The 24,350-nt window shown below is 68.1% G+C and carries 22 protein-coding genes; 18 read left to right on the plus strand and 4 right to left on the minus strand.

What is annotated here, in order from left to right:
- Positions 1–25: 25 nt before the first annotated feature.
- From LC066_RS17365 to LC066_RS17375, 3 genes are read left to right on the plus strand one after another with little or no spacing between them, the layout of a single operon-like run.
- Positions 26–331: a DUF3467 domain-containing protein gene (locus LC066_RS17365; protein ID WP_222479624.1), complete on the plus strand. Its 306-nt coding sequence runs from the start codon at positions 26–28 to the stop codon at positions 329–331.
- A 23-nt stretch (positions 332–354) separates the two neighbouring features.
- Positions 355–2,073 carry an HlyD family efflux transporter periplasmic adaptor subunit gene (locus LC066_RS21545; RefSeq protein ID WP_224901658.1) on the plus strand — a complete coding sequence of 573 codons (1,719 nt, stop codon included), beginning with the start codon at positions 355–357 and terminating at the stop codon, positions 2,071–2,073.
- Positions 2,046–4,010, plus strand: a complete 1,965-nt coding sequence (locus tag LC066_RS17375; RefSeq protein WP_224901661.1) for a site-2 protease family protein — start codon at positions 2,046–2,048, stop codon at positions 4,008–4,010. The genes LC066_RS21545 and LC066_RS17375 overlap by 28 nt, the downstream gene beginning before the upstream one ends.
- Before the next feature lie 251 nt (positions 4,011–4,261).
- Here the strand turns inward: LC066_RS17375 and LC066_RS17380 are convergent, their stop codons facing one another.
- Together LC066_RS17380 and LC066_RS17385 are read right to left on the minus strand one after the other, a co-directional pair.
- Positions 4,262–5,116: a fumarylacetoacetate hydrolase family protein gene (locus LC066_RS17380; protein ID WP_224901664.1), complete on the minus strand. Its 855-nt coding sequence runs from the start codon at positions 5,114–5,116 to the stop codon at positions 4,262–4,264.
- 98 nt (positions 5,117–5,214) lie between these two features.
- The gene (locus tag LC066_RS17385) at positions 5,215–6,267 is read right to left on the minus strand and encodes an aromatic ring-hydroxylating oxygenase subunit alpha (protein WP_224901667.1); all 1,053 of its coding nucleotides are present in this window, start codon (positions 6,265–6,267) and stop codon (positions 5,215–5,217) included.
- A gap of 146 nt (positions 6,268–6,413) precedes the next feature.
- Between LC066_RS17385 and LC066_RS17390 the strand changes: the two genes are divergently transcribed.
- From LC066_RS17390 to LC066_RS17410, 5 genes are all read left to right on the plus strand, one after another.
- On the plus strand, positions 6,414–7,328 hold the full coding sequence (locus LC066_RS17390; RefSeq protein ID WP_224901670.1) for a LysR family transcriptional regulator: 915 nt from the start codon (positions 6,414–6,416) through the stop codon (positions 7,326–7,328).
- Between the two features lie 234 nt (positions 7,329–7,562).
- Entirely contained in the window at positions 7,563–8,585 is a 1,023-nt protein-coding gene (locus LC066_RS17395; RefSeq protein WP_222479634.1) for an ABC transporter substrate-binding protein, read from the plus strand.
- Positions 8,586–8,626: 41 nt separating this feature from the next.
- On the plus strand, positions 8,627–9,412 hold the full coding sequence (locus LC066_RS17400) for an ABC transporter ATP-binding protein (protein WP_224901673.1): 786 nt from the start codon (positions 8,627–8,629) through the stop codon (positions 9,410–9,412).
- Positions 9,409–10,185 (plus strand): ABC transporter permease, encoded by a 777-nt coding sequence (locus LC066_RS17405; protein ID WP_222479636.1) that lies wholly within the window; start codon positions 9,409–9,411, stop codon positions 10,183–10,185. Before LC066_RS17400 ends, LC066_RS17405 begins: the two co-directional genes overlap by 4 nt.
- A 313-nt stretch (positions 10,186–10,498) precedes the next feature.
- The gene (locus LC066_RS17410; protein ID WP_224901939.1) at positions 10,499–11,725 is read left to right on the plus strand and encodes an NAD(P)/FAD-dependent oxidoreductase; all 1,227 of its coding nucleotides are present in this window, start codon (positions 10,499–10,501) and stop codon (positions 11,723–11,725) included.
- A 6-nt stretch (positions 11,726–11,731) separates the two neighbouring features.
- Here LC066_RS17410 and LC066_RS17415 read toward each other — a convergent pair whose 3' ends face one another.
- Complete coding sequence (locus tag LC066_RS17415; protein WP_224901675.1) at positions 11,732–12,808, minus strand: endonuclease/exonuclease/phosphatase family protein; 1,077 nt, start codon at positions 12,806–12,808, stop codon at positions 11,732–11,734.
- A gap of 343 nt (positions 12,809–13,151) precedes the next feature.
- Here LC066_RS17415 and LC066_RS17420 point away from each other — a divergent pair, with 343 nt between their 5' ends.
- The 6 genes from LC066_RS17420 (at position 13,152) to LC066_RS17445 (ending at position 18,974) form a co-directional block, all read left to right on the plus strand.
- Positions 13,152–14,411 carry an ABC transporter substrate-binding protein gene (locus LC066_RS17420; RefSeq protein ID WP_224901678.1) on the plus strand — a complete coding sequence of 420 codons (1,260 nt, stop codon included), beginning with the start codon at positions 13,152–13,154 and terminating at the stop codon, positions 14,409–14,411.
- A gap of 78 nt (positions 14,412–14,489) precedes the next feature.
- On the plus strand, positions 14,490–15,359 hold the full coding sequence (locus LC066_RS17425) for a carbohydrate ABC transporter permease (protein ID WP_224901681.1): 870 nt from the start codon (positions 14,490–14,492) through the stop codon (positions 15,357–15,359).
- Positions 15,349–16,176, plus strand: coding sequence for a carbohydrate ABC transporter permease (locus tag LC066_RS17430; protein ID WP_222479646.1), 828 nt, complete (start codon positions 15,349–15,351; stop codon positions 16,174–16,176). Before LC066_RS17425 ends, LC066_RS17430 begins: the two co-directional genes overlap by 11 nt.
- Positions 16,173–16,991 carry a glycerophosphodiester phosphodiesterase family protein gene (locus LC066_RS17435; RefSeq protein WP_224901684.1) on the plus strand — a complete coding sequence of 273 codons (819 nt, stop codon included), beginning with the start codon at positions 16,173–16,175 and terminating at the stop codon, positions 16,989–16,991. The genes LC066_RS17430 and LC066_RS17435 overlap by 4 nt, the downstream gene beginning before the upstream one ends.
- Positions 16,988–18,010, plus strand: a complete 1,023-nt coding sequence (locus tag LC066_RS17440; protein ID WP_224901685.1) for an ABC transporter ATP-binding protein — start codon at positions 16,988–16,990, stop codon at positions 18,008–18,010. Before LC066_RS17435 ends, LC066_RS17440 begins: the two co-directional genes overlap by 4 nt.
- Positions 18,011–18,107: 97 nt before the next feature.
- On the plus strand, positions 18,108–18,974 hold the full coding sequence (locus LC066_RS17445) for a MurR/RpiR family transcriptional regulator (protein ID WP_224901687.1): 867 nt from the start codon (positions 18,108–18,110) through the stop codon (positions 18,972–18,974).
- A 12-nt stretch (positions 18,975–18,986) separates the two neighbouring features.
- On the opposite strand, the gene LC066_RS17450 is transcribed toward LC066_RS17445, so the two are convergent.
- Positions 18,987–20,024, minus strand: coding sequence for an AraC family transcriptional regulator (locus LC066_RS17450; RefSeq protein WP_224901689.1), 1,038 nt, complete (start codon positions 20,022–20,024; stop codon positions 18,987–18,989).
- A 122-nt stretch (positions 20,025–20,146) separates the two neighbouring features.
- Here LC066_RS17450 and LC066_RS17455 point away from each other — a divergent pair, with 122 nt between their 5' ends.
- From LC066_RS17455 to LC066_RS17470, 4 genes are all read left to right on the plus strand, one after another.
- Positions 20,147–22,126 carry a primary-amine oxidase gene (locus LC066_RS17455; RefSeq protein ID WP_224901691.1) on the plus strand — a complete coding sequence of 660 codons (1,980 nt, stop codon included), beginning with the start codon at positions 20,147–20,149 and terminating at the stop codon, positions 22,124–22,126.
- 3 nt (positions 22,127–22,129) lie between these two features.
- Entirely contained in the window at positions 22,130–22,663 is a 534-nt protein-coding gene (locus tag LC066_RS17460) for a hypothetical protein (RefSeq protein ID WP_224901693.1), read from the plus strand.
- 124 nt (positions 22,664–22,787) lie between these two features.
- Positions 22,788–23,738, plus strand: a complete 951-nt coding sequence (locus LC066_RS17465; protein WP_224901695.1) for a tripartite tricarboxylate transporter substrate binding protein — start codon at positions 22,788–22,790, stop codon at positions 23,736–23,738.
- On the plus strand, positions 23,735–24,343 hold the full coding sequence (locus LC066_RS17470; RefSeq protein WP_224901698.1) for a tripartite tricarboxylate transporter TctB family protein: 609 nt from the start codon (positions 23,735–23,737) through the stop codon (positions 24,341–24,343). The genes LC066_RS17465 and LC066_RS17470 overlap by 4 nt, the downstream gene beginning before the upstream one ends.
- Positions 24,344–24,350: the final 7 nt, after the last annotated feature.

The raw sequence follows: 24,350 nt of genomic DNA on the forward strand, positions 1-24,350 counted from the left end.
ACCCACGAGACTTGAGGATACCACCATGAGCGACGATACCACCCCCAAGACCGCGACCGGCACCATCAACGGCGTGAAGATCGCCTGGGACGACAGCGAGATGCAGAGCCATTACGCCAACATCGGCACGGCGACCGCCAACCGCGAGGAATTCTTCCTGCTCTTCGGCACGCACCAGCACTGGCGCGGCACCATGGACGAGCAGAAGGAAGTGGACGTGAAGCTGGCCAACCGCATCGTCATGTCGCCCTTCGCCGCGAAACGCCTGGCCGTGATCCTGACCCAGTCGATCCGCGCCTACGAAGAGCAGTTCGGCAAGATCGAAGCCTGATCCCCTGAAAGACCGTTAATCCCGTGATCGACACGCTCGACGCCCTGTTCTGCATCGACCCTGCCGGACAGGGCGTGCTTCTGCATGGCACCCTGCCGGAGGACATCCCAGAGGCGCTGATCGTCCAGCTGCGCTCGGACAAGGCCGTGATCCGGCGCGTGGGGGACCGCCTGCTGGTGATCCTGCCGCAGGACGGCGAACACCTGGCCTGGATCCTCTCGGAGGTGCCCTCGGTCACCGACCTGCCGGGGCTGATGGATCAGCTGAAGGCCTCGGGCCCTGACTGCCTGGCCGCGGCGCGCAAGCTGCGGGCGGAGCAGGCGGGACGTCAGTCCGGGATGGCGATCACGGGCGAAGCGGCGGGCGCCTTGGCGACGGGACCGGCGGAGGCCGGTACCGGGCGCAGCAAGGCGGCCCAGGCCGCCCAGGCGCGTGCCGGATCGGCGGCCTTGCTGGCGCTGGCCCGCATGGCCGGGGCCGAGAAGATGTCGCCTGCCGCGGCCGCGCAGGTCGTGGCCGACGCCTGTGTCGAGGCGGGCATTGCGCGCGCCGCCGCCGTCGCCCTCTGCGACGGGCGGGCAGGCAGCCGGGGCGTCGGTGCCCTGCGCGTGTCGGATCGGGCGCTGGACCCGGTCTTCGACGAAATCCGCCAGATCATCGCCAGCTACCGCGCGGAGGAGGGCCAGCCGGCCGAGCCGCTGCGCATCCGTGCCGATGACCTGGACGACAGCGCCCTGGATGCCGCCCTTCTGGCGCGGATGATGGAGGCAGGAGAGCTGTTGCTGGACCTGCCGGCCGTGGGCCATGAGGCCCCGGCGATCCTGCTGATCGACCCCTCGCCCGAGGCCGACACCGCCGGGCTGGCGGAGCTGGTGACCGTCGCCGGGCGCCGCCCGTCGAAGGCCCGCCGGTCGGCCCGCGCGCGGGTGCTGAAGGGGGCCGCGCTGGCGCTTGCGCTGGCGGGCCTCGTCTGGCTGGCGCTGCCGGCGCCGCTGATCGTCACCGCCTCCGCGCTCAGCCAGCCGGCCCAGGCGCGCGCGGTCACGCTGCCCTTCGACGCCTACCTGCGCGAGATGCGCGTCGAGGTCGGCGAGGCGGTGGACGCGGGGGAGGTGCTGGCGGTCTTCGGTGCGCCGGAGATCGAGGAACAGGCGGCCCAGGCGCGGCTGCAGCTGGCGGTGGAGGCCGCCACCGCCCAGACCGCCCTGGCCGACAATGACTACGGCGCCTACGTGCTGTCCGAACAGCGGCAGGAGGCCCTGCGCCGCCAACTCGACCAGTTGCAATCGCGGCTGGACCGGCTTCAGGTGCGGGCACCCGAGGCGGGCCGGGTGATCTCGTCCCTTGGGTCGAACGTGCTGGGCCGCTTCCTGCCCACGGGCGATGCCGTGGCGACGATCCAGCCCGAGGATGCCTTTGCCGTCTCGCTGACCGTCACCCGGGTCGATGCACCGCTTCTGCGTCCCGGTCTGACCGGCGAGGTCTACTTCCGCGGTCTGTCGGGCGAGACCTGGCCGCTGGAGGTGGAGACACCGGTGCAGGCCACGGAAGGCGAGGGCGGCGACCAGAAACTCAGCGCCTGGGCCCGGCTGACCCAGCCGGGGCGGGATGAGCTGATCGTCGGGCTGACGGGCTTTGCCCGGGTCGAGGCGGGCGAGGTGATGCGGATCCGGGCGCTGTCGCGCTACGTGGTCGAATGGGGCAAGGTGAAGGCATGGCAGTACCTGGGTTTGCGCTTGTAGGCCAGCTGGCCCTGCGGCTCAGCGCGGACGGGCGCGACCGCAGGCTCTACCTGGCGCAGGATCGCTCCTCGGGGCGGATCTTCAGCCTGCCGCGCAAGCTGGCACTGGCCCTGCACCGGCTGCGCGCGATCAACGACGGCGACGAAGAGGCCCGGCGCGACATGGGCGCGGAGGAGCTGCGCGACGCCTATGGGTTCCTGCGCCAGATGAGCGGCATGCGCGACGAGGACCAGTTGCGGCGCAAGCCCTTCAACCCGGTCTTCATGTCGATCCCGCTGATCGACCTGGCGCCCTGGCAGCCGCGTCTGGCTCCCCTGGCACGGCGCATGGTGGCGCCCTGGTATCTCTGGGCTCTGGCCCTGATGGCGCTGGCCTGTTTCATGCTGGGCATCCGCAGCGACTGGGCCATCATGGAAAGCTACCGCAACCTCTTCTCGCTGCAGGCGCTGGCGACCTTCGGGATCGTCGCGCCCTTGCTGAAGGTGATTCACGAGCTGGGCCACGCCCTGACCGCGACGCGCTACGGCGTGCGGCTGCGCAAGGGGGGGCTTTACGTCATCGGCCTCTACCCGATGCCCTACGTGGATTGTTCCGAGGCCGACGTCAGCGCGCACCGGCGTCACCGGCTGGCGATCAGCGCCGCCGGCATCGCGGTGGACGTGGGCGTGGGGCTGGTGGCCTTCATCGCCTGGTATCTGGTCGAGGGCAGCTACCTGCAGGTCCTGGTGGGCAACATCTTCGTCTTCTCCACGCTGAACTCGCTGCTGTTCAACGCCAACCCGATCGTGAAGCTGGATGGCTACTACGTCATGTGCGACCTGATCCGGTCGCGCAACCTGGCGACCCGGGCGGCGGCGGTGTTCAAGGAGGCGCGGGTCTGGGTGATGACCCTGGGCCGGGCGGGCAGCTACCCGCAGGCCGGGCGGCACTGGGCGATGCTGGGCTACGCGGTGCTGGGCCTGCTCTACCGGCTGCGGATCCTTTTCGTCATCGGTTTCGCGCTGATGCCGCGCTATCTCGGGCTCGGCGTGGTGCTGGTGGCCTGGGGAGCGATGGCCATGTTCGCCGTGCCGATGATGCGCGACCGGGTGCCGAAGGTGGCGCTGGACGAGCCCGCGAAACGCGCCCGGACGGGCATGCGCCTCGGTCTGCTCGCGGCGCTGGTGATTGCCCTGGCCTTCGTTAAGGCGCCGCATGTGCTGGTGCTGCCCGTGGCGCTGGACAACGGCGGGCGCTACCAGGTGACGGCCCGCACGGCTGGCTTCCTGCAGGCGCTGGCGCCTGCCGGGGAGATGCAACCGGGCGCGCCCCTGGCACGGCTGGAGAACCCGCTGCTGGCCGACCGCGCCCAGATGCTGGAGGCCAATCTCGACGGGGCCCGTCTGGCCTATGAGACGGTGCGCGGCGACCATCCGGCGAAGGCGGCGGTGGCCCGAGAACAGGTCGAGACGCTGGAACAGCAGTTGCAGGTCTCGCGCTACGAACTGGCCGAGCTGGAGCTGACCAGCGGTTCGGGCCGTTTCCTGCCGCGCAGCGGGCTGGCCCGCGGCGCCTACCTGGCCTCCGGCGAACCCCTGGGCGCCTTCCTGCCCGATACGGGGCGGGCACGGCTCACGGGGCAGTTCCCGGAACGCTACGTGCAGAAGTTCCAGCAGGGCCTGACCGGGGTCGAGCTGCGCCACGCGGGGCAGTACGACACCCTTGATACCTCCACGACCGAGCTGCTGGCGATCCCGGCGGTGGACCGGGTGGGCGGCGGACGCTCCTACAAGCTGGTGACCGAGGTCGGCACGCCGCCCGCGGCCCTGGCCGGCCAGCCCGGCCTGCTGCGCCTGCGCTTCGAGGCCGAGCCGCTGGCGGCGCATGTGGTCTTCTGGTTCCGCGGGCTGGTGGTGCGCTTCCGCGAGGCGCAGATCGCCGACCGCGAAAGCTGGTAGAGGCGGCGCGGCCCTGTCTCGGCCTGACGGCCGAGGCCTCCGGCGGGAGTATTTTCGACAAGGTGAAGACAGGGGGACGGAGCCCTGCCGGGTGCCCGCCTTTTCCACCTGGCGGGCGCACCGCCCATCCCCCCGTGCGATGGTGGCCTCGCACGCGCATCCCCCCTGTCTTCACCTCGTCTGAAATACTCTGGGGGGAGTCTCCGGCACGGGGACGGGGGGCAAGGCCCCCCTCTGCCATCCCCCTTGGCTCAGACCGCGTCCCAGGGCACCGTGGTCTGGCACTGCTCGCCCAGCCCCTCGATCCCGAGGCGCAGGGTCTGGCCCGGGCGCAGGTAGACCGGGTCGGGTTTCTGTCCCATGCCGACGCCCGGCGGCGTGCCGGTGAAGATCACGTCGCCCGGTTCCAGCGTCATGAACTGGCTGAGGTAGGATACCAGATGCGCCACCCCGAAGACCATCGTCGCGGTGGAGCCGTCCTGATAGCGGTGCCCGTCCACCTCCAGCCACATGGGCAGGGCCTGCGGATCCGCGATCTCGTCCCGGGTCACCATCCAGGGTCCCAGCGGGCCGAAGCTGTCGGCGGACTTGCCCTTCACCCACTGGCCGGAGCGTTTCTGCTGGAAGTCGCGTTCCGACACGTCGTTGACCAGGCAGTAGCCGGCCACGTGCTCCATCGCCTCGGCCTCGTCGACGTAGCGGGCGGTCTTGCCGATCACCACGCCCAGCTCGACCTCCCAGTCGGTGGCGGTGCTGCCCTTGGGGATGATCAGCGGGTCATTGGGGCCGCAGATGGCCGAGGTGGCCTTCATGAAGAGGATCGGTTCCTCCGGCAGGTCCATCCCCGCCTCGGCGGCATGGTCGGCGTAGTTCAGGCCGATGCACATGATCTTGCCCACGCGCCCGATGCAGGGGCCAACGCGGGCCTCGGGGTCCAGCACCGGCAGGGACAGCGGGTCCACCTCGCCGATCCGCCACAGACCGGCGGCGGTCAGCGCGGCGCCGGTGATGTCGTTCACCACCGACGACAGGTCCCGACGGGTGCCGTCCTCGTGCAGAATGGCGGGCCGTTCCTGGCCCGGGGCGCCGATGCGCATGAGTTTCATGGTAATCCTCCTGTCTTCCGGGACAGTTTGTTCCGGAGGCAGGCGCGCGACGCAAGTCTCTCTTGCACGTATCGGCGAAAGGACAGCAGGTCGTTGCGTCAGATCGCGGTGACGATGCCCAGCTCTTCCAGCCACTTCTGGTACTGGATCAGCGGCAGGTCGCCCGGGCGGATCGGCAGCTCGACCTTGCTCCAGAAGGGCGGCAGCAGCCAGGGCCGCTGGCTCTCGATGATCGGCTTGTCCTGCATCCGCACATGGGCCGCCATCTCGGTGAAGGTCGCGTCGCGTTCGGGCGCCATGTCGTAGTTGCGGGCAAAGATCCAGAAGTTGCGGGTGCGGTTCCAGTCCAGCGGACAGGTGGCCAGCCAGATCACGTAGCGCCCGCCGGGGCTGTCCTTCACCAGACGGATGACATTCGGCATGCCGACGTAGTCGGTGTAAAGCAGCTTCACCGACCCGTTCCCCGCGCCGCCGTTGAAAAGGCCCGCAGGCTGTTCCGCCTCGTAGCGCAGCACCAGCTGGCTGCCCTCGCGCCAGACCTCGTGATCGGGCGGCTCCGGGTGGTCCTGGTCGCCCAGGATGCCTTCGTGCACCCAGGGGAAATGGGTGTCGTCCAGCGTGCCCATGATCATCCGGGTGGAGGAGGTGGCGGTATCCTCGGGTTCCGCCAGGCGCACCTTGCGGAAGGTGTCGTCGTCATATTCCGGGAAGGGCGGCAGGTCGAAGGTCGCTTCCGCCTCCAGGCAGACCCAGATCAGCCCATAGGCCTCGCGTGCGCGGAAGGCCGGGATGTCGGCGGCGGCGGGAATGGCGCGCCCTTCGGGCAACTGCGGGATGCGGGCACAGCGCCCGTCCGCGCCGAAGGCCCAGCCGTGATAGGGGCATTGCAGCGCCGGTTTGCCGTCGACCACAACCACCTTGCCCAGCGACAGCTGCGCCTGGAAATGCGCGCAGGTGTCGGGGAAGACATGCACCGCGCCATCGAACCGGGCCAGCACCAGGCGGCGGCCCAACAGTTCGACCGGGGACGGGGCCTCAGTCAGCGCGGCACTTTCCATCACCGGATGCCAGAAGGGCGCCATGCCGGCGCGAAAACCCGCGATGGCCTCGTCACTGGGGCGGTCCTCGAAGATCTGGGTGCGCGGGGCCATGGGGGTCTCCTGTTTGGTCTGGTCCGGATATGGCCCGGCCCATGCGTGCGGAAAAAGTGCCGTTTTGCGGCGAACCGCATCGAAAAATGTGTACGCAACGTGGGGGTGGGCCTAGGCTCTGCCGCGACGGACAAGGGGGAAGACAGATGCACAACCGCGCCCTGCGCTACATTGATGCGGTGGCCCGCCACGGGTCGATCCGGGCGGCGGCGGAGGCGGTGAACATCGCCCCCTCGGCCATCAACCGCTACGTGCTGGAACTGGAGGCGGACCTGGGTGTGCCCCTGTTCGAGCGGCTGCCGCGCGGCATGCGGCCCACGGCCGCCGGGGAGATCCTGCTGATGCACATCCGGGGCACCCTGCGCGAGTACGACCGCGCCGTGTCGGAGATCGGCCAGCTGAAGACCGGCACGCGCGGCAAGGTGACCATCGCCTCGGTCGCCAGCCCGCTCTGGGGGCTGCTGCCCGCCGCGATCCATGCCTTTTCCGAACGCTACCCGCGGGTCGAATTCCAGGTGCGTGAATTCGACATGGACCAATGCGTGCGCGAGGTTGCGGAAGATCGTGCCGACCTCTGCCTGATCTTCAACCCGCCGCCGCGCCTGTCGCTGCGCCAGGTGGCCGCCGCCGATTTCCCGCTTGGCGTGATCGCCGCGCCCGACCATCCGATCGCGCAGCGCCGGTCGGTGAAGCTCGACCACCTCTTGGGCTATGACCTGGTGCTGCCCGATGGCTCCACCTCCATCGCGCGGGAGATCGACCACGTGCTTGAGACGCGGGACCTGCGGATAAATGCACAATTTGTAAGCTCTTCGGTTGCCTACATGATTGCGCATGTGGCCCGTGGCGGGGCCCTGGGGATCATGACGCCGGTGGGGATCGAGGACCATCTGCGCGACGGAAAGCTGGTTTTCGTGCCCCTGATGGACCCCGGCATCCGCCCGCAGCGCCTGATCGCGGGGGCCGCCGATGCCGCCGTTTCGGTGGCGGCGGCCAATTTCTCCCAGCAATTGCGGGGGTATTTGCAGGAATGGGCGGAAACCGGCGGGGAGCCGGGCTGAGGTGAGGCCCTGTGCGGCATCCGAACTGCCATCGTCGCGGGCCGGGTTGAGCGTCAGCCCCCGCCACTCTGCCTTCGCGAGAGTGTTCGCAAAATCAGAACGCATCGACCCAATTTCTGGTCTGGATGCGTTGCCGCACGGGTGATCTGTCTGATCCATGCGAGGCCATGGCCCGCCCTTCGGGGTGCCGCCGGGGCTGAAACGAGGACATCCAATCAACGGACGGGACATCACATGTATCTGGGCAGCAAAGCCATCCCCATGATTTCCGCCCTGGCCCTGGGGGCGAGTGCCCTTGGTGCCCAGGCCCAAACCGACATCAAGTTCGCCCTCGACTGGCGTTTCGAAGGCCCCGCCGCAGGCTTCCTGCTGGCCGAGGACCTGGGCTATTTCGAAGAGGAAGGCCTGAGCGTCACGATCGACACCGGCACCGGCTCCGTGAACACCATCCCGCGCGTGGCCTCGGGCCTCTACGACATGGGCTTCGGCGACCTGAACTCCCTGGTGAAATTCCTCGACGAGGATCCCGAACAGCCGGTGATCGGCGTCGGCATGGTCTACGACAAGCCCACTTTCGGCATCGTGGGCCGGAAGTCGCTGGGCATCACCGAGGATCCGAAGTCCGTCGAAGGGCACGTGCTGGGCGCGCCGCCGCCGGATGGTGCCTGGGCGCAATGGCCGATCTTCAAGGACGTGGCCGAGATCGACGACAGCGACATCACCATCGAATCCATCGGCTTCCCGGTGCGTGAACCGATGCTGGCCAACGGCGATGTCGATGGCGTCTTCGGCTTCACCTTCTCGGTGATCCTGAACCTGAAGGCCCAGGGCACCCCCGAGGATGACATCGTCGAGATCCTGATGGCCGACCACGGTCTGAACCTCTACGGCAACGCCATCCTCGCCAACGAGGACTTCGCCGCCGAGAACCCCGAGGCCGTCACCGGCCTGCTGCGCGCCGTCATAAAGGGCTTCGCCGCGGCCATCGAGGATCCGGCCGCCGGCGCCGCGGCTGTCGCCAAGCGGGACGGCACGCTGGACGTCGAGGTGGAGCAGGAGCGCCTGCAGATGGCCATCGACGGCAACATCCTGACCCCCTACGTGCAGGAAAACGGCATGGGTGGCGTCGATGAGGAACGCCTGGCGTCCTCCATCGAGCAGCTGAAGGTGTCGATGGGCATTTCCGATGCGATCGCGCCCGAGGATGTCTTCGACAGCTCCTACCTGCCGCCCGCCGAAGAGCGGATGCTGCAGTAATACCGACCTTTTCAAGGTAATTGGCCCGGAAAGACTGCCTGATGCATCTTGTGAATATCGACGACGTGGAGATGCGTTACGGGGGGCCTGAAGGCACCCTGGCGGTCTCCGGGTTGAACGTGAAAATGGACCGCGGCGAGTTCGTCGCCGTGGTCGGTCCCTCGGGTTGCGGCAAGTCCACGCTGATGAAGCTGACGACCGGCCTGCAACGCCCGCAGAAGGGCGCCGTGGTGGTGGCGGGCAAGGAGGTGACCAAGCCCATTTCCATCGTCGGCATGGCCTTTCAGAACCCGATCATGCTGCCCTGGCGCACGACGCTGGACAACATCCTGCTGCCGCTGGAAATCGTCGAAAAGCACCGCAAGCGCATTCGCACGCACCGTAAGGAATACGTGGAGCGGGCCGAGCACCTGCTGGAGCTGGTCGGCCTGAAGGGGTTCGGCGAGAAATTCCCCTGGCAGCTGTCGGGCGGCATGCAGCAGCGCGCCAACCTGTGCCGCGCGCTGATCCATGAACCCGAGCTGCTGATGCTGGATGAACCCTTCGGCGCGCTGGATGCCTTCACCCGCGAAGAGCTGTGGTGCGTGATCCGCGACCTGCATGCCAATACCGACGTGACGGTGATGCTGGTGACCCACGACCTGCGCGAAAGCGCCTTTCTCGCGGACCGTATCCTGGTGATGTCGGCGCGCCCGGGCCGGGTGCTGGCCGATCACGAGGTCCCCTTCGCCCGTCCGCGCCAGCTGGACCTGCTCTACGACAACGACTTCAACCATCTCGTGCAGGAGCTGCATTCCGAGATCGCCCGCGCGAGGGACAACGCATGAGCACCGACGCCAAGGGACTGAACTTCGTCAAGCTGGCGCCCTGGATCTACACCGCCGCGCTGTTCGCCATCTGGGAAGCGGCCGTCTGGATCTTCAACCTCCCCGTCACCTTCCTGCCCGCGCCGTCGCGCATCGCCGCGGCCATCGTGCAGTACTGGGGGCCGATCTGGTCGAACTCGATCCAGACCCTCTACACCACCCTGCTGGGCTTCGTCCTGGCGATGGTGGGCGGTCTGGCCATAGGGTTGCTGATCGGCTGGTCGCGGTCGATCTACGCGGGGCTTTACCCGCTGATGATCGGCTTTAACGCCATTCCCAAGGTCGCCGTGGTGCCGATCCTGATCATCTGGTTCGGCATCGGCTCGATCCCGGCGATCATCACCGCCTTCCTGATCTCCTTCTTCCCGATCGTGGTGAACGTGGCCACGGGCCTCGCCACCATCGAGCCGGAAACCGAGGACATCCTGCGCGCCCTGGGCGCGAAGAAGATGGACATCATGATCAAGGTCGGCATCCCGCGCTCGATGCCCTATTTCTTCGCCTCGCTGAAGGTGGCGATCACGCTGGCCTTTGTGGGGTCGGTCCTGTCGGAAACCGTGGGCTCGAACACCGGCCTCGGCAACATGATGGCCGCCGCGCAAAGCCGGTTCAACGTGCCGCTGGTCTTCGCAGGCCTTGTGATGCTGGCGATCGAGGGGATCGTGATGTACGCGATCATGGCCTGGATCGAACGCCGCATGACCGGCTGGGCACATCGGTCCAGCATGGGGTGAGGCCCGTCTCGGAAACGCTCCGGGGGAGCGTTTCAGGGCCGAACGGGCGGAGCCCAGGGGTCGAGCGGCGTCTCGGAAACGCTCCGGGGGAGCGTTTCAGGGCCGAACGGGCGGAGCCCAGGGCAGGTGCCTTTGCCCACGTCGAGTACCAGGATGCGAGTAAAGGGGCCTCCACGCGGGGCCCTTTCCTTCGTTCTGCCGGACCGCAAAGAAAGCTGTTGGACGATCCCGCAGGCAAACCCTACGGTCGAGGCGGGTTCGGCGCCTCTGCGTGCGGGGCCAACAGGATCGAAGGGAGGCCGTTTTGTCAGATGTGATCGTTCTGGGGGCCGGCATGGTCGGCACCACCACCGCCCTGGCGCTGCAGGCGCGGGGGCTGGACGTGGTGCTGGCCGACCGGCGGGAGCCGGGCCGCGAGACCAGTTATGGCAACGCAGGCATCATCCAGGGCGAGGCGATGGAGCCCTATGCCCTGCCCACCAATCCCGTGGAGCTGATCCGGCTGGGGCTGGGGGCCGACAACGCCGTCCGCTGGACCCTGGGCGGCGTGCTGGGGCAGGCGGGGGCGCTGATGCGCTATCTGGGCAATTCCCGGCCCGCGCGGCACGCGGCGATCTCCGCCATCTATGCCCAGCTGGTGCGCGACGCCGTGGCGCGGCACGAACCGCTGGTCGAGGCCGCGGGAGCCGGCAACCTGATGCGCCCCAGGGGCTTCCGCCAGGGCTGGCGCGGGCAGCACAGCTTTGACGCGGCGCTGGCGGATGCGGAGCGTATCGTGAAGACCTATGGGATCGAGATCGAGGCGCTGGATGGCGATGCGCTGGCGCGGGCCGAGCCGGGGCTGACGGCGCGCTACGCGGGCGCCATCGACTGGAAGGATTGCTGGGCCTGTGCCGATCCGGGTGGGCTGGTGGCGTCCTACGCCGCGCTGTTCGAGGCGCGCGGCGGCACGGTGCTGCGCGCCGATGCCACCACATTGACCCGCGCCGGCGCCGGCTGGCGCGTCACCGGAGAGACCGGCCCGACCGAGGCCGCCCGCGTGGTGCTGGCCCTGGGCCCCTGGACGCCGGCCGCATTGAAACCCTTCGGCGCGCGGGTGCCCATGGTGGGCAAGCGCGGCTACCACCTGCATTTCAAGGGCGAGCGGACGCTGAACCTGCCCTTCATGGACACCGAGGTTTCGGCCGTCATGTCGCCCATGCGCGACGGGCTGCGTGTGGCCACGGGGGCGGAGCTGGTGCCGATGGACGCGCCGGTGAACCGCAGCCAGCTGATCAAGGCCGAGGCCCGGGCACGCGAGATGTTCGAGCTGGGCGATGCGGTGGAGGCCGAGCCGTGGTTCGGCACACGCCCCTGCCTGCCCGGCATGCTGCCGGTGCTGGGCGAGGTCCCGGATCAGCCCGGTCTCTGGGCGCATTTCGGCCATGGCCACCAGGGCTTCACCCTCGGTCCCGTCACCGCCGAAATCCTGGCCGCCGCCATGGGCGGCGAGCGCAGCGAGATGATCGCCGCGCTGGATCTGCGCCACGCCCTCGCCTGAGGCAGTTCAGACCGGGTCGCTGATCCCGCGCAGGTATTCGTTGGAATAGTCCACCTCCAGCTCGATCCAGACCGGCAGGTGGTCCGACATCTCATGGGTGCGCCAGGAGGAATAGCTGCGCGCCCAGTTGGCATAGGGCTCGCCCCCGTCCGGATCCTCTACCAGCAGGCGCGCGACCTCAGCCTGGTCTTCCACTCCGCGCATCAGCCGGGCGATCTGTTCGTAGTCCCCGACCTCCTCGTCGCGAAAGACCGCATCGGGCCAGCGCAGCACGCCGCGTTCCAGCATCCGCGTCTTCTGATCCGGCCCGACGAAGGCGATCTGATCGTAGTACTTGTCGCCCGACAGAGAGGTCGGCCCCAGATCCGGCACGTCGAAGCCCGCGTCCAGCAGCGCCCGCATGCCGGGGGCGGCGCGGTCGTCGATGTTCATGTCGCCGAGGAAGACATGCACCTCGTCCTGCGCCCTGGCTCGTTTCGCCATCTCCTCGGCGATCACCCGGATTTCGTCCTCCCGCAGGGGGCGGCCTGCCACTTCCTTGAAGATGATATGGGCCGAGCAGAGGGTGAAGCGGAACCAGCCGGCCTGGAAGGCGGCGAAGAAGGGCGTGCGGGCGATCTGTTCGCCGCCCGGCAGCGCGTCGCGCGGCAGAACCAGCTCCCCCACCAGGTGGCGAAAGGACACGCGATTGCGGTTGTAGAGGAACGCCATGCGTTCGTGGTTGCCCCGGCCCGCGCCCGAACTGTCGTTGATGAAATAGGTCCAGTTCGGGCCCAGCAGGCGCATCAGCCGGTCCACCGCCTCGATGTTCTTCACCTCCTGCACGGCGCAGATGTCGAAATGGTCGATGATCTCGGCGATGTAGTGGAAACTTTCATGCAGGCGCGGGCGGCCACCGTCGAAATGGCGGATGTTCCACGACCCGATGATCAGGCTGTCGGGGCGGCGGCGCGCGGTGATCTGCCCGTTCAGCAGCGCGCGCAGGCGCAGCAGCCGGTCGGCGATCCACCCGGCCTGGCCGGGCGCGGCACGGCCCGGGGGATAGGTTCTGCGGTCGTGTTTCAGGGATTGGTAGAAGGCCATGGAGCAGGCTCCTCGGATGAAAAGGCAGGGTAAGGGCAATGAGTAGGCAGCGCCGAAATTCTGGCGCGTGAGGCCATCATAGCACGGGTGACGTCCTGTCCGGCGGGTGGAATGGAGGGTCTTGGGAGGAAGGCTTGCCGGATGGTTTGCAATCAGTGTTGCAGTTTTGGGGCGTCGCAAAAGTGATGCCGTGTGGCGTCTGAAATGCCATCTGTGACCATTTAAATAAGGAAGTATGGCGCCCATGTTGTAAAAGGTTCACGCGGCTTTCGGCGGGGCGTCACATTCGCCGCCTAGGTCTCGGGGTGAAGATAGTGCAATCCAAATTGCAAAGGACCCTGACATGGTTGCGAAACTTCCCAAACTCACCGGCCTGGGCCTGGTCGCCCTGCTGGGCTCCACCTCGATGACGCTGGCGGATGTCTCCGTGGAATTCTGGCACAGCTTCTCCAAGAACGCGGGCGAGGCGCTGGACCAGATCATCGACAACTTCGAGGCCGAGAACCCCGGCATCACCATCGATGCCCAGCACATCGGCAACTACAACGATATCGTGGCCAAGCTGCAGGCCTCGATCCCGGCAGGCCGCGAACCCGACGCGGTGATCATGGAGGTGACCCGCTACGGCCTCTTCGCCGATCGTGGCGTGCTGATGGACCTGACCGACTACGTGGAAAACGACCCGCTGAAGGACGACCTGTTCGACTTCGCCCGCGAGGTCGGCGTGTTCGACGGCAAGAATTACATCGTGCCCTTCAACTCCTCCACGCCGGTTCTCTACTACAACAAGGCCATCCTGGAGCAGGCCGGCGTGCCCGAAGAGCCGAAGCTGGAAACCTATGCCGACGTCCTGGCCGTGGCGCAGCAGGTCCAGGCGGAGCTCGGCGACGAGGGCATCAGCGGCATCGCGGCGCCGGGTCAGTTCGCCCGCTGGGGCCTGATCATGGACAACGACAGCGATATGATCGACAGCGTCTCGGGCGAGATCCTGCTGGATGCGCCCAACACCGTGGAAGCCTACGAATGGATGGCCTCGCTGGTGCATGAACATGGCGTGGCCTCGGCTGATGGCGTGACCACCGAGAACCAGGGGCGTGACGCCTTCCTGGCCGGCAAGGTCGGCATGATGATGAACTCGACCGGCAACTACGGCCGTTCCGTCGCCGCCCTGGGCGACGACCTGGTCGTGGCTCCCATGCCCTGCAACAAGGTCTGCCGCGTGCCGATCGGCGGCGCGGGTATCGGCATCCTGTCCTCCGCCGAGGACGAGGTGAAGGACGCCGCGTGGAAGTTCATTTCCTACGCCGCCTCCGCCGAATCCAACGCCATCTGGTTCTCCACCACCGGCTACATGCCGATCAACAAGCACACCGCCGAGCAGCCCCTGGCCGCCGAGGCGCTGGAGACGAAGCCGGGCATCCGTGTCGCCATCGACCAGCTGGGCTTCGCCAAGGGCCGCCCGCGTCCCCCGGTCGTCACCTGGATGCGCGCCACCGAATACGACATGTGGCAGGCCATGGCCCTGGGCCAGCGCGACGTGACCGAAACGCTGGACGACTTCGCCGCGCGCACCCGCGCCGAGGCCGAACGCCTGGCCAAGTAAGCCGCCCAGACCATCGAAAGGGGCCCGGCCGGACCGGGCCCCTTTTGTCCCGTGACCCTTCCCCCGAGGTCCGCCCGAATGCTGCGCAAACTGACCCCCTATCTTTTCATCCTGCCGCTGATGGCCTTCCTCGCGGTCTTCACCTACGTGCCCATCCTGCAAAGCGTGAACCTGTCGTTCCGCGAGTGGGACTTCATGTCGCCGACGAAACTCTGGGTCGGGCTGGAGAACTACCAGCTGCTGCTGAGCTCGCGCGATTTCTGGAACGCGGTGAAGGTGACGACGATCTTCGCCGTCATCTCGGTGCCGCTGCGGCTGGCGCTGGCGCTGGCGATCGCCAGCTACCTGGTGCGCGAAACCATCGTGTCGCGGCTGATGCGCGGGGCGCTGTTCCTGCCTTCGGTCACCTCGACCGTCTCCATCGCCGTGGTCTTTTCCTGGGTCTTCTCGACCGACTACGGGATGATCAACGCGGGCCTCGCCTGGTTGGGGTTCGAGCGGGTGCAATGGATGCAGGACCCGCAGCTGGCGCTATACGTCATCATCTTCGTCAACACCTGGAAACAGCTGGGCTACGACATCATCATCTACATCGCCGGCCTCCAGGCCGTGCCGACCGAGCTCTATGATGCCGCCTCGGTCGATGGCGGGCGGCGGCTCCACGTCTTCCGACGGGTGACCCTGCCGCTGGTCATGCCCACCACCTATTTCCTGCTGGTGGTCTCGGTCATCGACGCCTTCCAGGTCTTCACCATCGTCAACGTCATGACCAAGGGCGGCCCGGCGGGGGCCACCGACATGATCGTCAACATGCTTTACCGCGTGGGGTTCACGCTGTTCGACATCGGGCAGGGTTCGGCGCTGGCGGTCATCCTCTTCGTCTTCCTGATCGCCCTGGCGGTCCTCAAGGCCCGCGTGATCGGCCGTAAGGTGCACTATGAAGCCTGACCTGACCTCCTCCCGCGGCATGTGGGTGATGAACGCCCTCGTGCTGGCCGCCGGCCTGATGTTCCTGTCGCCCGTCCTCTATTCCATCTGGATGAGCTTCCAGACGGCGGATGCCTATTACGCCGGGCACCTCGATTTCACCCTGTCGAACTACGAACTGGCGGTGGCCGAATACAACTTCGCCCGCTACCTGCTGAATTCGCTGATCGTGTCGGGGGTGGTGACCCTTGCGGGGATCGCCGTGGCGACCATGGCCGCCTATGCCTTCGCGCGCTACCGCTTTCCGGGCGGCAACCTGGCCTTTGCTGCCGTGGTGGCGACGCTGATGATCCCCAGCCACATCACCCTGATCCCCAACTACCTGACCTTGGCGAAGGCCGGGCTGTTGGACAGTTACGCCGGGCTGATCCTGCCCGCCATCTCCTCGGGCTTCGCCGCCTTCTTCCTGCGCCAGTACATCCGGGGCATTCCGCGCGCGCTGGACGAGGCCGCCTATATGGACGGCGCCAACGCGTTCCAGGTGCTGTGGCGGGTGATCGTGCCGATCTCGAAACCGGCGATCTTCTCCATGGGGCTGCACCTCTTCATCAGCGAATGGAACAACTACATCTGGCCGCTGGTCGCCATCGGCAAGGAGGATCTCTACACCCTCCAGGTCGGGCTGGCGCGGCTCTACCGGATCAACCCGGGTGAAGACGTGATCGACTGGCCGCTGGTAATGGCCGCCTCGACGATCACCATCCTGCCCGTCCTGCTGGGCTTCGTACTGGTGGAACGCCACCTGGTGCGCGGCATCACCATGGGGGCGGTGAAATGACCGGCATACCCTCCGACGACAAGACCAAGAAGAAGATGACCATGACCTATGATGTGACCCGCATCGCCTCGCACCGGGGCGGCACGTTGGAGTTCGGCGACAGCACCCCGCAGGGGTTCCGCGCCACGGCCGCGATGGCGCTGGAGGAGGTCGAGTTCGACGTCCACCCTACGGCGGACGGCGCCATCATGGTGCACCACGACGCCACGCTGGACCGCACCACCGATGCCACCGGCGCGATCCGCGACCTGACCGAGGCCCAGGTGCGCGCCGCCACCATCGACTATGGCGCGGGCGGCCACCCCATCTCGCTCGCCGAGCTGTGCGAGATCTTCCGGGAGAGTGCGGTTACCTTCCGCTGCGAGCTGAAGCCTGGGCCGGGCGGCCTGGCCTATCCCGGCTTCGCGCCGAAGGTCGTGGCCGAGCTGACCCGCTGCGGGATGTTGCATCGCACCGGCTTCTCCTCTTTCCTGATCGAGACGGTGGACGCGCTGCAGGCGGCCTCCGACCGGCCCTGCGTGTGGCTGGTCAGCCCGCCCGTGCTGACCCAGCTGGGCGCCGCCGGGGTGCTGGAGGTCTGCGCGGCCCATGGCATCGCCGAGATCGGCATGAACATCGACAGCGCCACGGCGGAATTGATGACCCAGGTGCGCGCCGCCGGGATCCACTTCGGCTGCTGGGGGGCGCATGACGCCGCCCGGATCGACCGCGCGCTGGAGATGGGGGTGAAGGTCTTCACCACAGATCGTCCCAGCCTGGCCATCGCCCGCCGCACCGCCCACCAGACCGCCCGCCAGATGGAGGCCGCGCAATGAGTTCGATCGAGCTGACCCAGATCCGCAAATCCTATGCCAATGGGCCGGAGGTGCTGCACGGGGTCGATCTGTCCATCGCCGCGGGCGAGTTCGTGGTCATCGTCGGCCCCTCGGGTTGCGGCAAGTCCACGCTCCTGCGCCTGATCGCGGGGCTGGAAAGCGCCTCCTCGGGCGACATCATGATCGGCGGCACCCGGGCCAATGACCTGGCGCCGCAGGACCGCGACATCGCGATGATCTTCCAGAACTACGCGCTGTATCCGCATATGACGGTGGAACAGAACATCGCCTTCGGACTGGAGCTGCGCCGGGTGCCGAAACGCGAACGCTTGGCCCGTGCCCGCGAAGTGGCCGAGATGCTGCAACTGACACCCTATCTTGACCGCAAGCCCGGCGCCCTGTCGGGTGGGCAACGCCAGCGGGTCGCCATGGGCCGCGCCATGGCCCGCAACAGTTCGACCTTCCTGATGGACGAGCCGCTGTCGAACCTCGACAACGCCCTGCGCGTCGCCATGCGGACCGAGATCAAGGAGCTGCACCGCCAGCTGGGCGCCACCATCGTCTTCGTCACCCACGACCAGACCGAGGCGCTGAGCCTCGCCGACCGGATCGCGGTGATGAAGGACGGCCACCTGCAACAGTTCGACACCCCCGGCGCGATCTACGACCGGCCCGCCAACCGCTTCGTCGCGGGGTTCCTGGGGGCGCCGACGATGAATTTCGTGCCCGCCGAGGCGCTGGAGGGCTGGACCGGCCCGCGCGAGGTCGAACTGGGCCTGCGCCCCGAGGCCCTGCGCCTGCACCGCGCCCGCCCCCAGGCCCCCGCCATCGAGGCGCGGCTGGCGCTGACCGAGATGACCGGGTCCGAGTTCGTGCTGCATTGCGAAAGCCCCCTGGGCCGTCTGACCGCCGTGGCGCCCCGCGCCGAGGGGCTGCCCAGCCCGGGCGAGGCGATCTGGCTGGAATATGACGCGGGCGCGGCGCATCTCTTCGACCGCGACAGCGGCGCGCGGGCCTGAAGGCGCGCGCCCATGGACCGGGCCGCGCGTCTGGTTTAGGCCTGTGAGGGACAGCGGGCGCCGCGCGCAGGCGCGCGCGCGCCCCGGGGGACAGGACATGACCGACACGCCGCCCTTCCTGGGCGATCTGATCTCGCGCCATTCGGCGAAGCTGACCGAGGCGGACACCCGCCTTTTGGACGTGATGGTGCGCGACCCGATCCGCGCGGCGATGGAGAACGGCAAGGAGGTGTCGTTCCGCGCCGGCGTCCACCCGGCCTCCGCCGTCCGCCTGGCGCGGCGGCTGGGGTTCAAGGGCTACCCCGAGTTCCGCGCCTTCCTGCAATCCAACCTGGTGGAGGGGCAGGGGGAGTTCGAGGCCCCCGGTGCCCGTATCGCCGCGCGGCTGGCGCGGGCGGAGGAAGGGCAGCTGCTGTCCACCGTGCTGGACAGCGAGATCGCGGCGCTGGAGGGTCTTCGCGCCAGCCTGACCGATGCCGGCATCCGCGCCTTTTCCGAGGCTCTGCTGGGCGCGCGGCGCATCTTCGTCTTCGGCACATCGCACGGGGCGGCCCTGTCGCACCTGGTCACCATGCGCCTGCGCCGCTCGGGCTATGACGCGGTGGACCTGGGCGCGGAACAGGCGCGGATCTGGGAGCAGCTGGCCTTCCTCGACGCGGGCGACGTGGTCTGGCTGATCTCGCTGCGCAAGACCGGCGACAAGATGCACGCGCTGCGCGCCCTGGCCGCCGAGCGGGGCGCCAAGGTGCTGGCCCTGCGCGACCCGCGCGGCGCCCCGTTCGAGCCTGCGCCCGAGGCGGAGATCTGCGCCTCGCGCGGGGGCGCGGGGGAGAGCCAGTCGCTGGTGGTGCCGATGACCATCGCCAACACGGTGATCCTCGACCTGGCCTCCATCGACGAGGGGCGCACCATGCGTGCGCTGGAACGCTTCCGCAGCCTGCGCGACGGTTCGGACGCCTTCTGATCCCGCGCCGCCCTAGCGCCCCTGCCGCCGCCGCGACGGGGCCTCGCCCGTCCACCCCTGGTAGGCGCGCCAGAACACGGTGCCGTCGGAATAGCCCAGGGCCTGCGCCACCTGTTTCAGGCTGAGGCGCGGATCGGCCAGGTAGGTTTCCGCGATCTGCCGGCGGTGGCCCTGCACGATGGCGCGCAGCGAGGTCCCCTCGGCGGCCAACCCCCGTTGCAGGGACCGCGGCGCCATCCCCAGCTCGCCCGCGATGCCCGGCAGGTCCACGGCGCGCTGGCCCAGGTTGCGCACCACCACGGACAGCACCCGGTCGGCCAGCGCCTGGTCCGCGTCCTGTTCCAGGCCGAGGTCGGCCACATGCCGTTCGATCACCCGGATCAGCCCCGCATCCTCCGCCCGGTGCTGATGGTCCAGACCCTCGGGGGCGAAGACCAGCCGGGCCGAGCTTTGGCCGAAGCGCACCGGCGCGCGGAAGATCCGTTCCAGCAGGTCGGCGCGACGCGAGGGCGCATGTTCGAAATGCACCTCCAGCGGCTGCCAGCGCGGATCGAAGGCGATTCGGATCATCCGCGCCAGCGTCGAGAGGGAAAACTCGCTGTCCTGGGGCAGGGGACGCACGCGGGGCGCGCGGATGTGATAGCTGATCGACAGCAGCGCGCCCGTTCGGGTGATCTGCATGTCGGTGGCGCTTTGCAGCGCCGACAGGGCCCCGGCGAACCGTTCCAGCCCGCGCCGGATCGTGCCCGATTGCAGCAGCAGCAGCCCGGTGGGGCCCAGATCGGCGGGCTGGATGCGCTGACCCAGGCGCGCGCCCAGCACCGGATCGCCCGCCAGCTCCGCGGCATCCTCGAAGACCTGGAGGTAGGCGGGCAGGGGAATCACCTCGTAGGGATCGCGCACCCGGGCCGGGTCGAGGCCGTGGCGGTGCAGCACCGTTTCAATCCTGCCTGTCTCTTCGGCAAAATGCGCCAGAACCGGCGCGAGAGCAGACGCCCGCAGGGACGGGATTTCCGGCAGGGGCCGCGTGCGCGGCGGCAAATCCGACATTTCCGACCCTCCTTTGCCGTTTGGCGCAGATTATCGAATTTTTGGCGTTGATCGCAATAGGTGCAGCTGAGGCGCTTCTTACCCTGATCGCAAAAGGACATGCGACAGGAGGGACCCCCGCCATGACAGAACCCGTTGCCGAGACCCCGATCACCCATCCGCTGGACCCGATCAGCGCCGCCGAGGTGGTGCGCCTGAAGCAGATCTTGGCCGAGGCCGGCGTCGCGGGGGAAACCCTGCGGTTCAGCTACGTCATGCTGCGCGAACCCGCCCGCGAGGTGCTGGCCGCCTGGTCCCCCGGCCAGCCGGTCCCGCGGGAAATCGGCGTGCTGGTGATGGACATCGTGGCGCAAACCTTGCGCGAGATGGTCGTCGACATCCCTGCCGGCGCCATCGTCGTTGACAAGGCGCTGGATCCGGCAAGGGACGGCTGGGGCCCGGTCCTGGACGAGGACTACGTGGCCGCCGAAGAGATTTCCAAGGCCGACCCGCGCTTTGTCGCGGCGCTGGCCGAGCGGGGGATCACCGACCTCGATCAGGTCTTCTGCTGCCCGCTGTCCGCCGGTGTCTACGGCTGGGACGGCGAAGAGGGGCGGCGCATGCTGCGCGTCCTCAGCTTCCACGCGCCCAACCCCGATGCCATTCATGAGCTCTGGGCCCATCCGATCGAGGGGGTGGTCTGTCACGTCGACCTGCTGACCCGTGAGGTGATCCGCTTCGTCGATACCGGCTACACCGACATCCCCCAGACTAGCGGCGACTACATGGACCGCGACCTGGGCGGGCCGCTGCGCGAGGACATGAAGCCGCTGAACATCACCCAGCCGCAGGGCGGGTCCTTCACCATGGAGGACAATATCCTGCGCTGGCAGAACTGGGAGATCCGGGTCGGGTTCAACGGGCGTGAGGGGCTGACCCTGCACGACATCAGCTTCAACGACCGGGGGCGCAAGCGGCCGATCATGAACCGGGCCTCGGTCAGCGAGATGGTGGTGCCCTACGGCGAGCCGCAGCCGACCCACGAATGGCAGAACTACTTCGATGCGGGCGAATACCAGTTCGGGCGCCTGGCCAATTCGCTGGTGCTGGGCTGCGACTGCCTGGGCGAGATCCACTATGTCGACGCCACCGTCGTCGATGACTTCTGCAACCCGATGGAGATCAAGAACGCGATCTGCATCCACGAGGAGGACTTCGGCACCCTGTGGAAGCACACCTGCGTCTTCTCGGGCCGCTCCGACGTGCGGCGGCAGCGGCGGCTCGTCGTCAGCTTCTTCGTGACCGTGGGCAACTACGATTACGGCTTCTACTGGTATTTCTACCTCGACGGGAAGATCGAGCTGGAGTGCAAGGCGACTGGCATCGTCTTCACCTCCGGCCGGCCCGAAGGGGACTACGAATGGGCGACCGAGATGGCGCCGCGCCTGGGTGCGCCGCAGCACCAGCACCTGTTTTCGGCCCGCCTCGACATGGCGGTGGACGGGCAGAAGAACTTCGTCGACGAGATCGACGTGGCCCGCGTGCCGAAAGGGCCGGGCAACCCGCTGGGCAATGCCTTCACCCGCCAGATCACCCGGCTGGAACGCGAAAGCGACGCGCAGCGGGTGGCGAAGAACGAGGTGTTGCGGACCTGGCGCATCTCCTCGGCCGAGACGACCAACCACGTGGGCGAACCGCCGGCCTTCCTGCTGATGCCTGAAGGGCTGCCGCTGCTGCTGGCCGACGACGACGCCTCGATCACCAGGCGGGCGGGCTTTGCCACGAAGAGCCTCTGGGTGACGCAGTTCGACCGCGATGAGCTGTGGGCGGCGGGATATACCCCGAACCAGCACCCGGGCGGCGCGGGCCTGCCCAGCTACGCGGCGGCGGATCGCGGGGTGGATGGCGAGGACATCGTCGTCTGGCACACCTTCGGCCTGACCCATTTCCCCCGCACCGAGGACTGGCCGGTGATGCCGGTGGACTATGCCGGGTTCAAGCTGCGGCCCGAGAACTTCTTCGACCGCAACCCGACGCTGGACGTGCCCGAGGATCCGAACGGGAAGGAATGCTGCCAGTCCAACAAGACCCGCGCCGCCGAGGGCGGCTGCGGCAGCTGCTGAACGATGACGGCCTATCACTGGGCCCTGCTGGGCGTCGCGGCCCTTGGCACCCTGGCCTGCGTCACCGCCACCCGCGGCCCTGACCGGGTCGAGGCGGTGGTGGGTTTGGGCGCCATGGGGCTTGCGATGACCGGCGTGCCGGCGCTGCTTTACGGCGGCGTCACGGTGCTGGCCCTGCTGGCGCTGCCGCCGCTTCTGTGGTCCGCGACCGGACGGCAGGGGCGGGCGATGTGCTTGCACCGGGCGGCCTCCAACCTGGTGATGGCCGCGGTGCTGCTGGCGCTCTACGCGCTGAACGGCCCGGCCCTGTGCGGCGATGCGGCGCTGCCGCTTCTGACGGCAGAGGGGGTGACCCTGCTGCCCATGTCGCGGGCATCGGCCCTTTTCGTGCAGGGCACCGCGCTGGCGCTGATGCTCTATGCCCTTCTCAGCCTCAGGATTTCCTGGGGCGTGCTGGAGCGGGGCCGGGCCGCCGCACTGATGGAAATCCTGCCGATGAGCCTCGCGACCATCGGCATGGCGGTGCGGATCACCTGAGACCCGCACCGCCCCGACCCCGCCGCAGGCCGTGGTGCGGCGGGCCGGGCCGACCAAGTCTACCACGGCCAAGGACATGACCCCGAAACCGGCGTTCAGACCGGACCCAACAGGAGACGCACCCATGAAGACCCTCACCCTCTTCCCCCTTGCCGCGGCGGCTGCGCTGAGCGTGCCGCTGATCGCTCCGACCGCCGCCCTGGCCGAATGGCCGGAACAGCCGGTCGAGTTTGTCGTGCCCTTCCCCCCGGGCGACCTGGAGGACATCCTGACCCGGATGATCGCCGATGAATTCCAGAAGGAATACGGCGTCCCGGCGGCGGTGGTGAACAAGCCCGGCGGCGGCGGCGGACCCTTCCCCGGCGCGGTCGAGGTCGCCAATGCCGAGGCCGATGGCTACACCGTGGGCTCCTTCGTGTCGGACGTGGTGCTGACCGGGCCGCAGATCGGCATCCCGGCGCTGTCGCCCAACCCCTTCGAGCCGATCGGCGTCTTCGTCACCTATCCCTTCGTCATCGCCGCCGGTGGTGACGCCCCCTACGACAGCATCGACGAACTGGCCGCCTACGCGCAGGAGAACGAGGTCGCCCTGGGCCACTTCGGCGCCATGCTGACCCCCACCCAGATCACCTTTGCCCTGGCCAAGGCCAAGGGGTTCGATTTCGCCTATGAGGCGGCCTTCGACGCGCTGGATTGCAACACGCTGGCCTCGGGCGACGTGGACGTGATGAACACCACCCTGCAACAGATCTTCCCCTGCCTCGACGAGGTGAAGGTGCTGGCCTCTATTGGGGCCGAGCGCATCCCCGTCACGCCCGAGGTGCCCACCGTGGCAGAGGTGCAGCCGGATCTGAACATGGCGCTGTGGAACGGTCTGTTCGTCAAGGCCGACGTGCCGCAGGAGGCGCGCGACAAGATCGCGGCGGTGGCGCAGACGGTCATCGCCTCCGACGCGGCCAAGACGCTGGCGGCGGACACCGGTGCGCTGATCTACTGGCAGGACACGGCAGAGGCGGAGGCCCAGATCGAGGCCGACATGGAAACGCTCGGCACCATCTCCGGGCTGCTGGAATGACCCCAGCCCCTGAAAACGGCCGGCGCGCGGAGAAACTGCCGCGCGCCGGCAGCCGGTTCCGGAACGTCATCCGCATCCGCAACTTCCAGGCGCTGTTCGGGCGGTTCGGGCGGCCCGGGGACCTGATTTTCGCCAGCGGCTTCATGGTTCTGGCTCTGGCGCTGCTGCTGGCCCTGCCCTGGCAGGTCGTATGGGCGCCGCGCACCAGGCTCTACATGCAGCCGGGGTTCTGGCCGGGGGTGGCGATTGCCTGCATGGTCCTGTTCGGCGCCGGTCACCTGCTGGGCGCGCTGCTGTCGGACCGCCGCCCGGGCTGGCAGGCGGAACTGCTGGGCTGGGCGCGCAGCCTGGAATTCGCGGGCTGGTTCCTGGTCTACGTCTGGCTGGTGCCCCTGGGCGGCTACCTGCCCGTCACCATCCTCTTCACCTGCGCGCTGGCCTTCCGCATGGGCTATCGCAGCTGGCGCTGGATGGGGCTGTCGGGGCTTTTCGCCCTGGGAGTCGTCGTGGGGTTCAAATCCTTCCTGCAGGTGAAGATCCCGGCAGGGGCGGTCTATGCCTACCTGCCCGACGGGATCCGCACCTTCGCCATGGTCAATTTCTGAGGTCTGC

The sequence above is a fragment of the Pseudooceanicola marinus genome, assembly GCF_020177265.1.
Classification (GTDB): domain Bacteria; phylum Pseudomonadota; class Alphaproteobacteria; order Rhodobacterales; family Rhodobacteraceae; genus Pseudooceanicola; species Pseudooceanicola marinus_A.

What these genes read in the sequence shown, in the direction of transcription:
- LC066_RS17445 (WP_224901687.1), top strand. Translation starts at nt 18,108, where the DNA reads ATGACCGACACGCCGCCCTTCCTGGGCGATCTGATCTCGCGCCATTCG.
- LC066_RS17455 (WP_224901691.1), top strand. Translation starts at nt 20,147, where the DNA reads ATGACAGAACCCGTTGCCGAGACCCCGATCACCCATCCGCTGGACCCG.
- LC066_RS17415 (WP_224901675.1), bottom strand. Translation starts at nt 12,808, where the DNA reads ATGGCCTTCTACCAATCCCTGAAACACGACCGCAGAACCTATCCCCCG.
- LC066_RS17405 (WP_222479636.1), top strand. Translation starts at nt 9,409, where the DNA reads ATGAGCACCGACGCCAAGGGACTGAACTTCGTCAAGCTGGCGCCCTGG.
- LC066_RS17400 (WP_224901673.1), top strand. Translation starts at nt 8,627, where the DNA reads ATGCATCTTGTGAATATCGACGACGTGGAGATGCGTTACGGGGGGCCT.
- LC066_RS17470 (WP_224901698.1), top strand. Translation starts at nt 23,735, where the DNA reads ATGACCCCAGCCCCTGAAAACGGCCGGCGCGCGGAGAAACTGCCGCGC.
- LC066_RS17430 (WP_222479646.1), top strand. Translation starts at nt 15,349, where the DNA reads ATGAAGCCTGACCTGACCTCCTCCCGCGGCATGTGGGTGATGAACGCC.
- LC066_RS17435 (WP_224901684.1), top strand. Translation starts at nt 16,173, where the DNA reads ATGACCGGCATACCCTCCGACGACAAGACCAAGAAGAAGATGACCATG.
- LC066_RS17420 (WP_224901678.1), top strand. Translation starts at nt 13,152, where the DNA reads ATGGTTGCGAAACTTCCCAAACTCACCGGCCTGGGCCTGGTCGCCCTG.
- LC066_RS17375 (WP_224901661.1), top strand. Translation starts at nt 2,046, where the DNA reads ATGGCAGTACCTGGGTTTGCGCTTGTAGGCCAGCTGGCCCTGCGGCTC.
- LC066_RS17365 (WP_222479624.1), top strand. Translation starts at nt 26, where the DNA reads ATGAGCGACGATACCACCCCCAAGACCGCGACCGGCACCATCAACGGC.
- LC066_RS17385 (WP_224901667.1), bottom strand. Translation starts at nt 6,267, where the DNA reads ATGGCCCCGCGCACCCAGATCTTCGAGGACCGCCCCAGTGACGAGGCC.
- LC066_RS17440 (WP_224901685.1), top strand. Translation starts at nt 16,988, where the DNA reads ATGAGTTCGATCGAGCTGACCCAGATCCGCAAATCCTATGCCAATGGG.
- LC066_RS17460 (WP_224901693.1), top strand. Translation starts at nt 22,130, where the DNA reads ATGACGGCCTATCACTGGGCCCTGCTGGGCGTCGCGGCCCTTGGCACC.
- LC066_RS17395 (WP_222479634.1), top strand. Translation starts at nt 7,563, where the DNA reads ATGTATCTGGGCAGCAAAGCCATCCCCATGATTTCCGCCCTGGCCCTG.
- LC066_RS17380 (WP_224901664.1), bottom strand. Translation starts at nt 5,116, where the DNA reads ATGAAACTCATGCGCATCGGCGCCCCGGGCCAGGAACGGCCCGCCATT.
- LC066_RS17465 (WP_224901695.1), top strand. Translation starts at nt 22,788, where the DNA reads ATGAAGACCCTCACCCTCTTCCCCCTTGCCGCGGCGGCTGCGCTGAGC.
- LC066_RS17425 (WP_224901681.1), top strand. Translation starts at nt 14,490, where the DNA reads ATGCTGCGCAAACTGACCCCCTATCTTTTCATCCTGCCGCTGATGGCC.
- LC066_RS17450 (WP_224901689.1), bottom strand. Translation starts at nt 20,024, where the DNA reads ATGTCGGATTTGCCGCCGCGCACGCGGCCCCTGCCGGAAATCCCGTCC.
- LC066_RS17390 (WP_224901670.1), top strand. Translation starts at nt 6,414, where the DNA reads ATGCACAACCGCGCCCTGCGCTACATTGATGCGGTGGCCCGCCACGGG.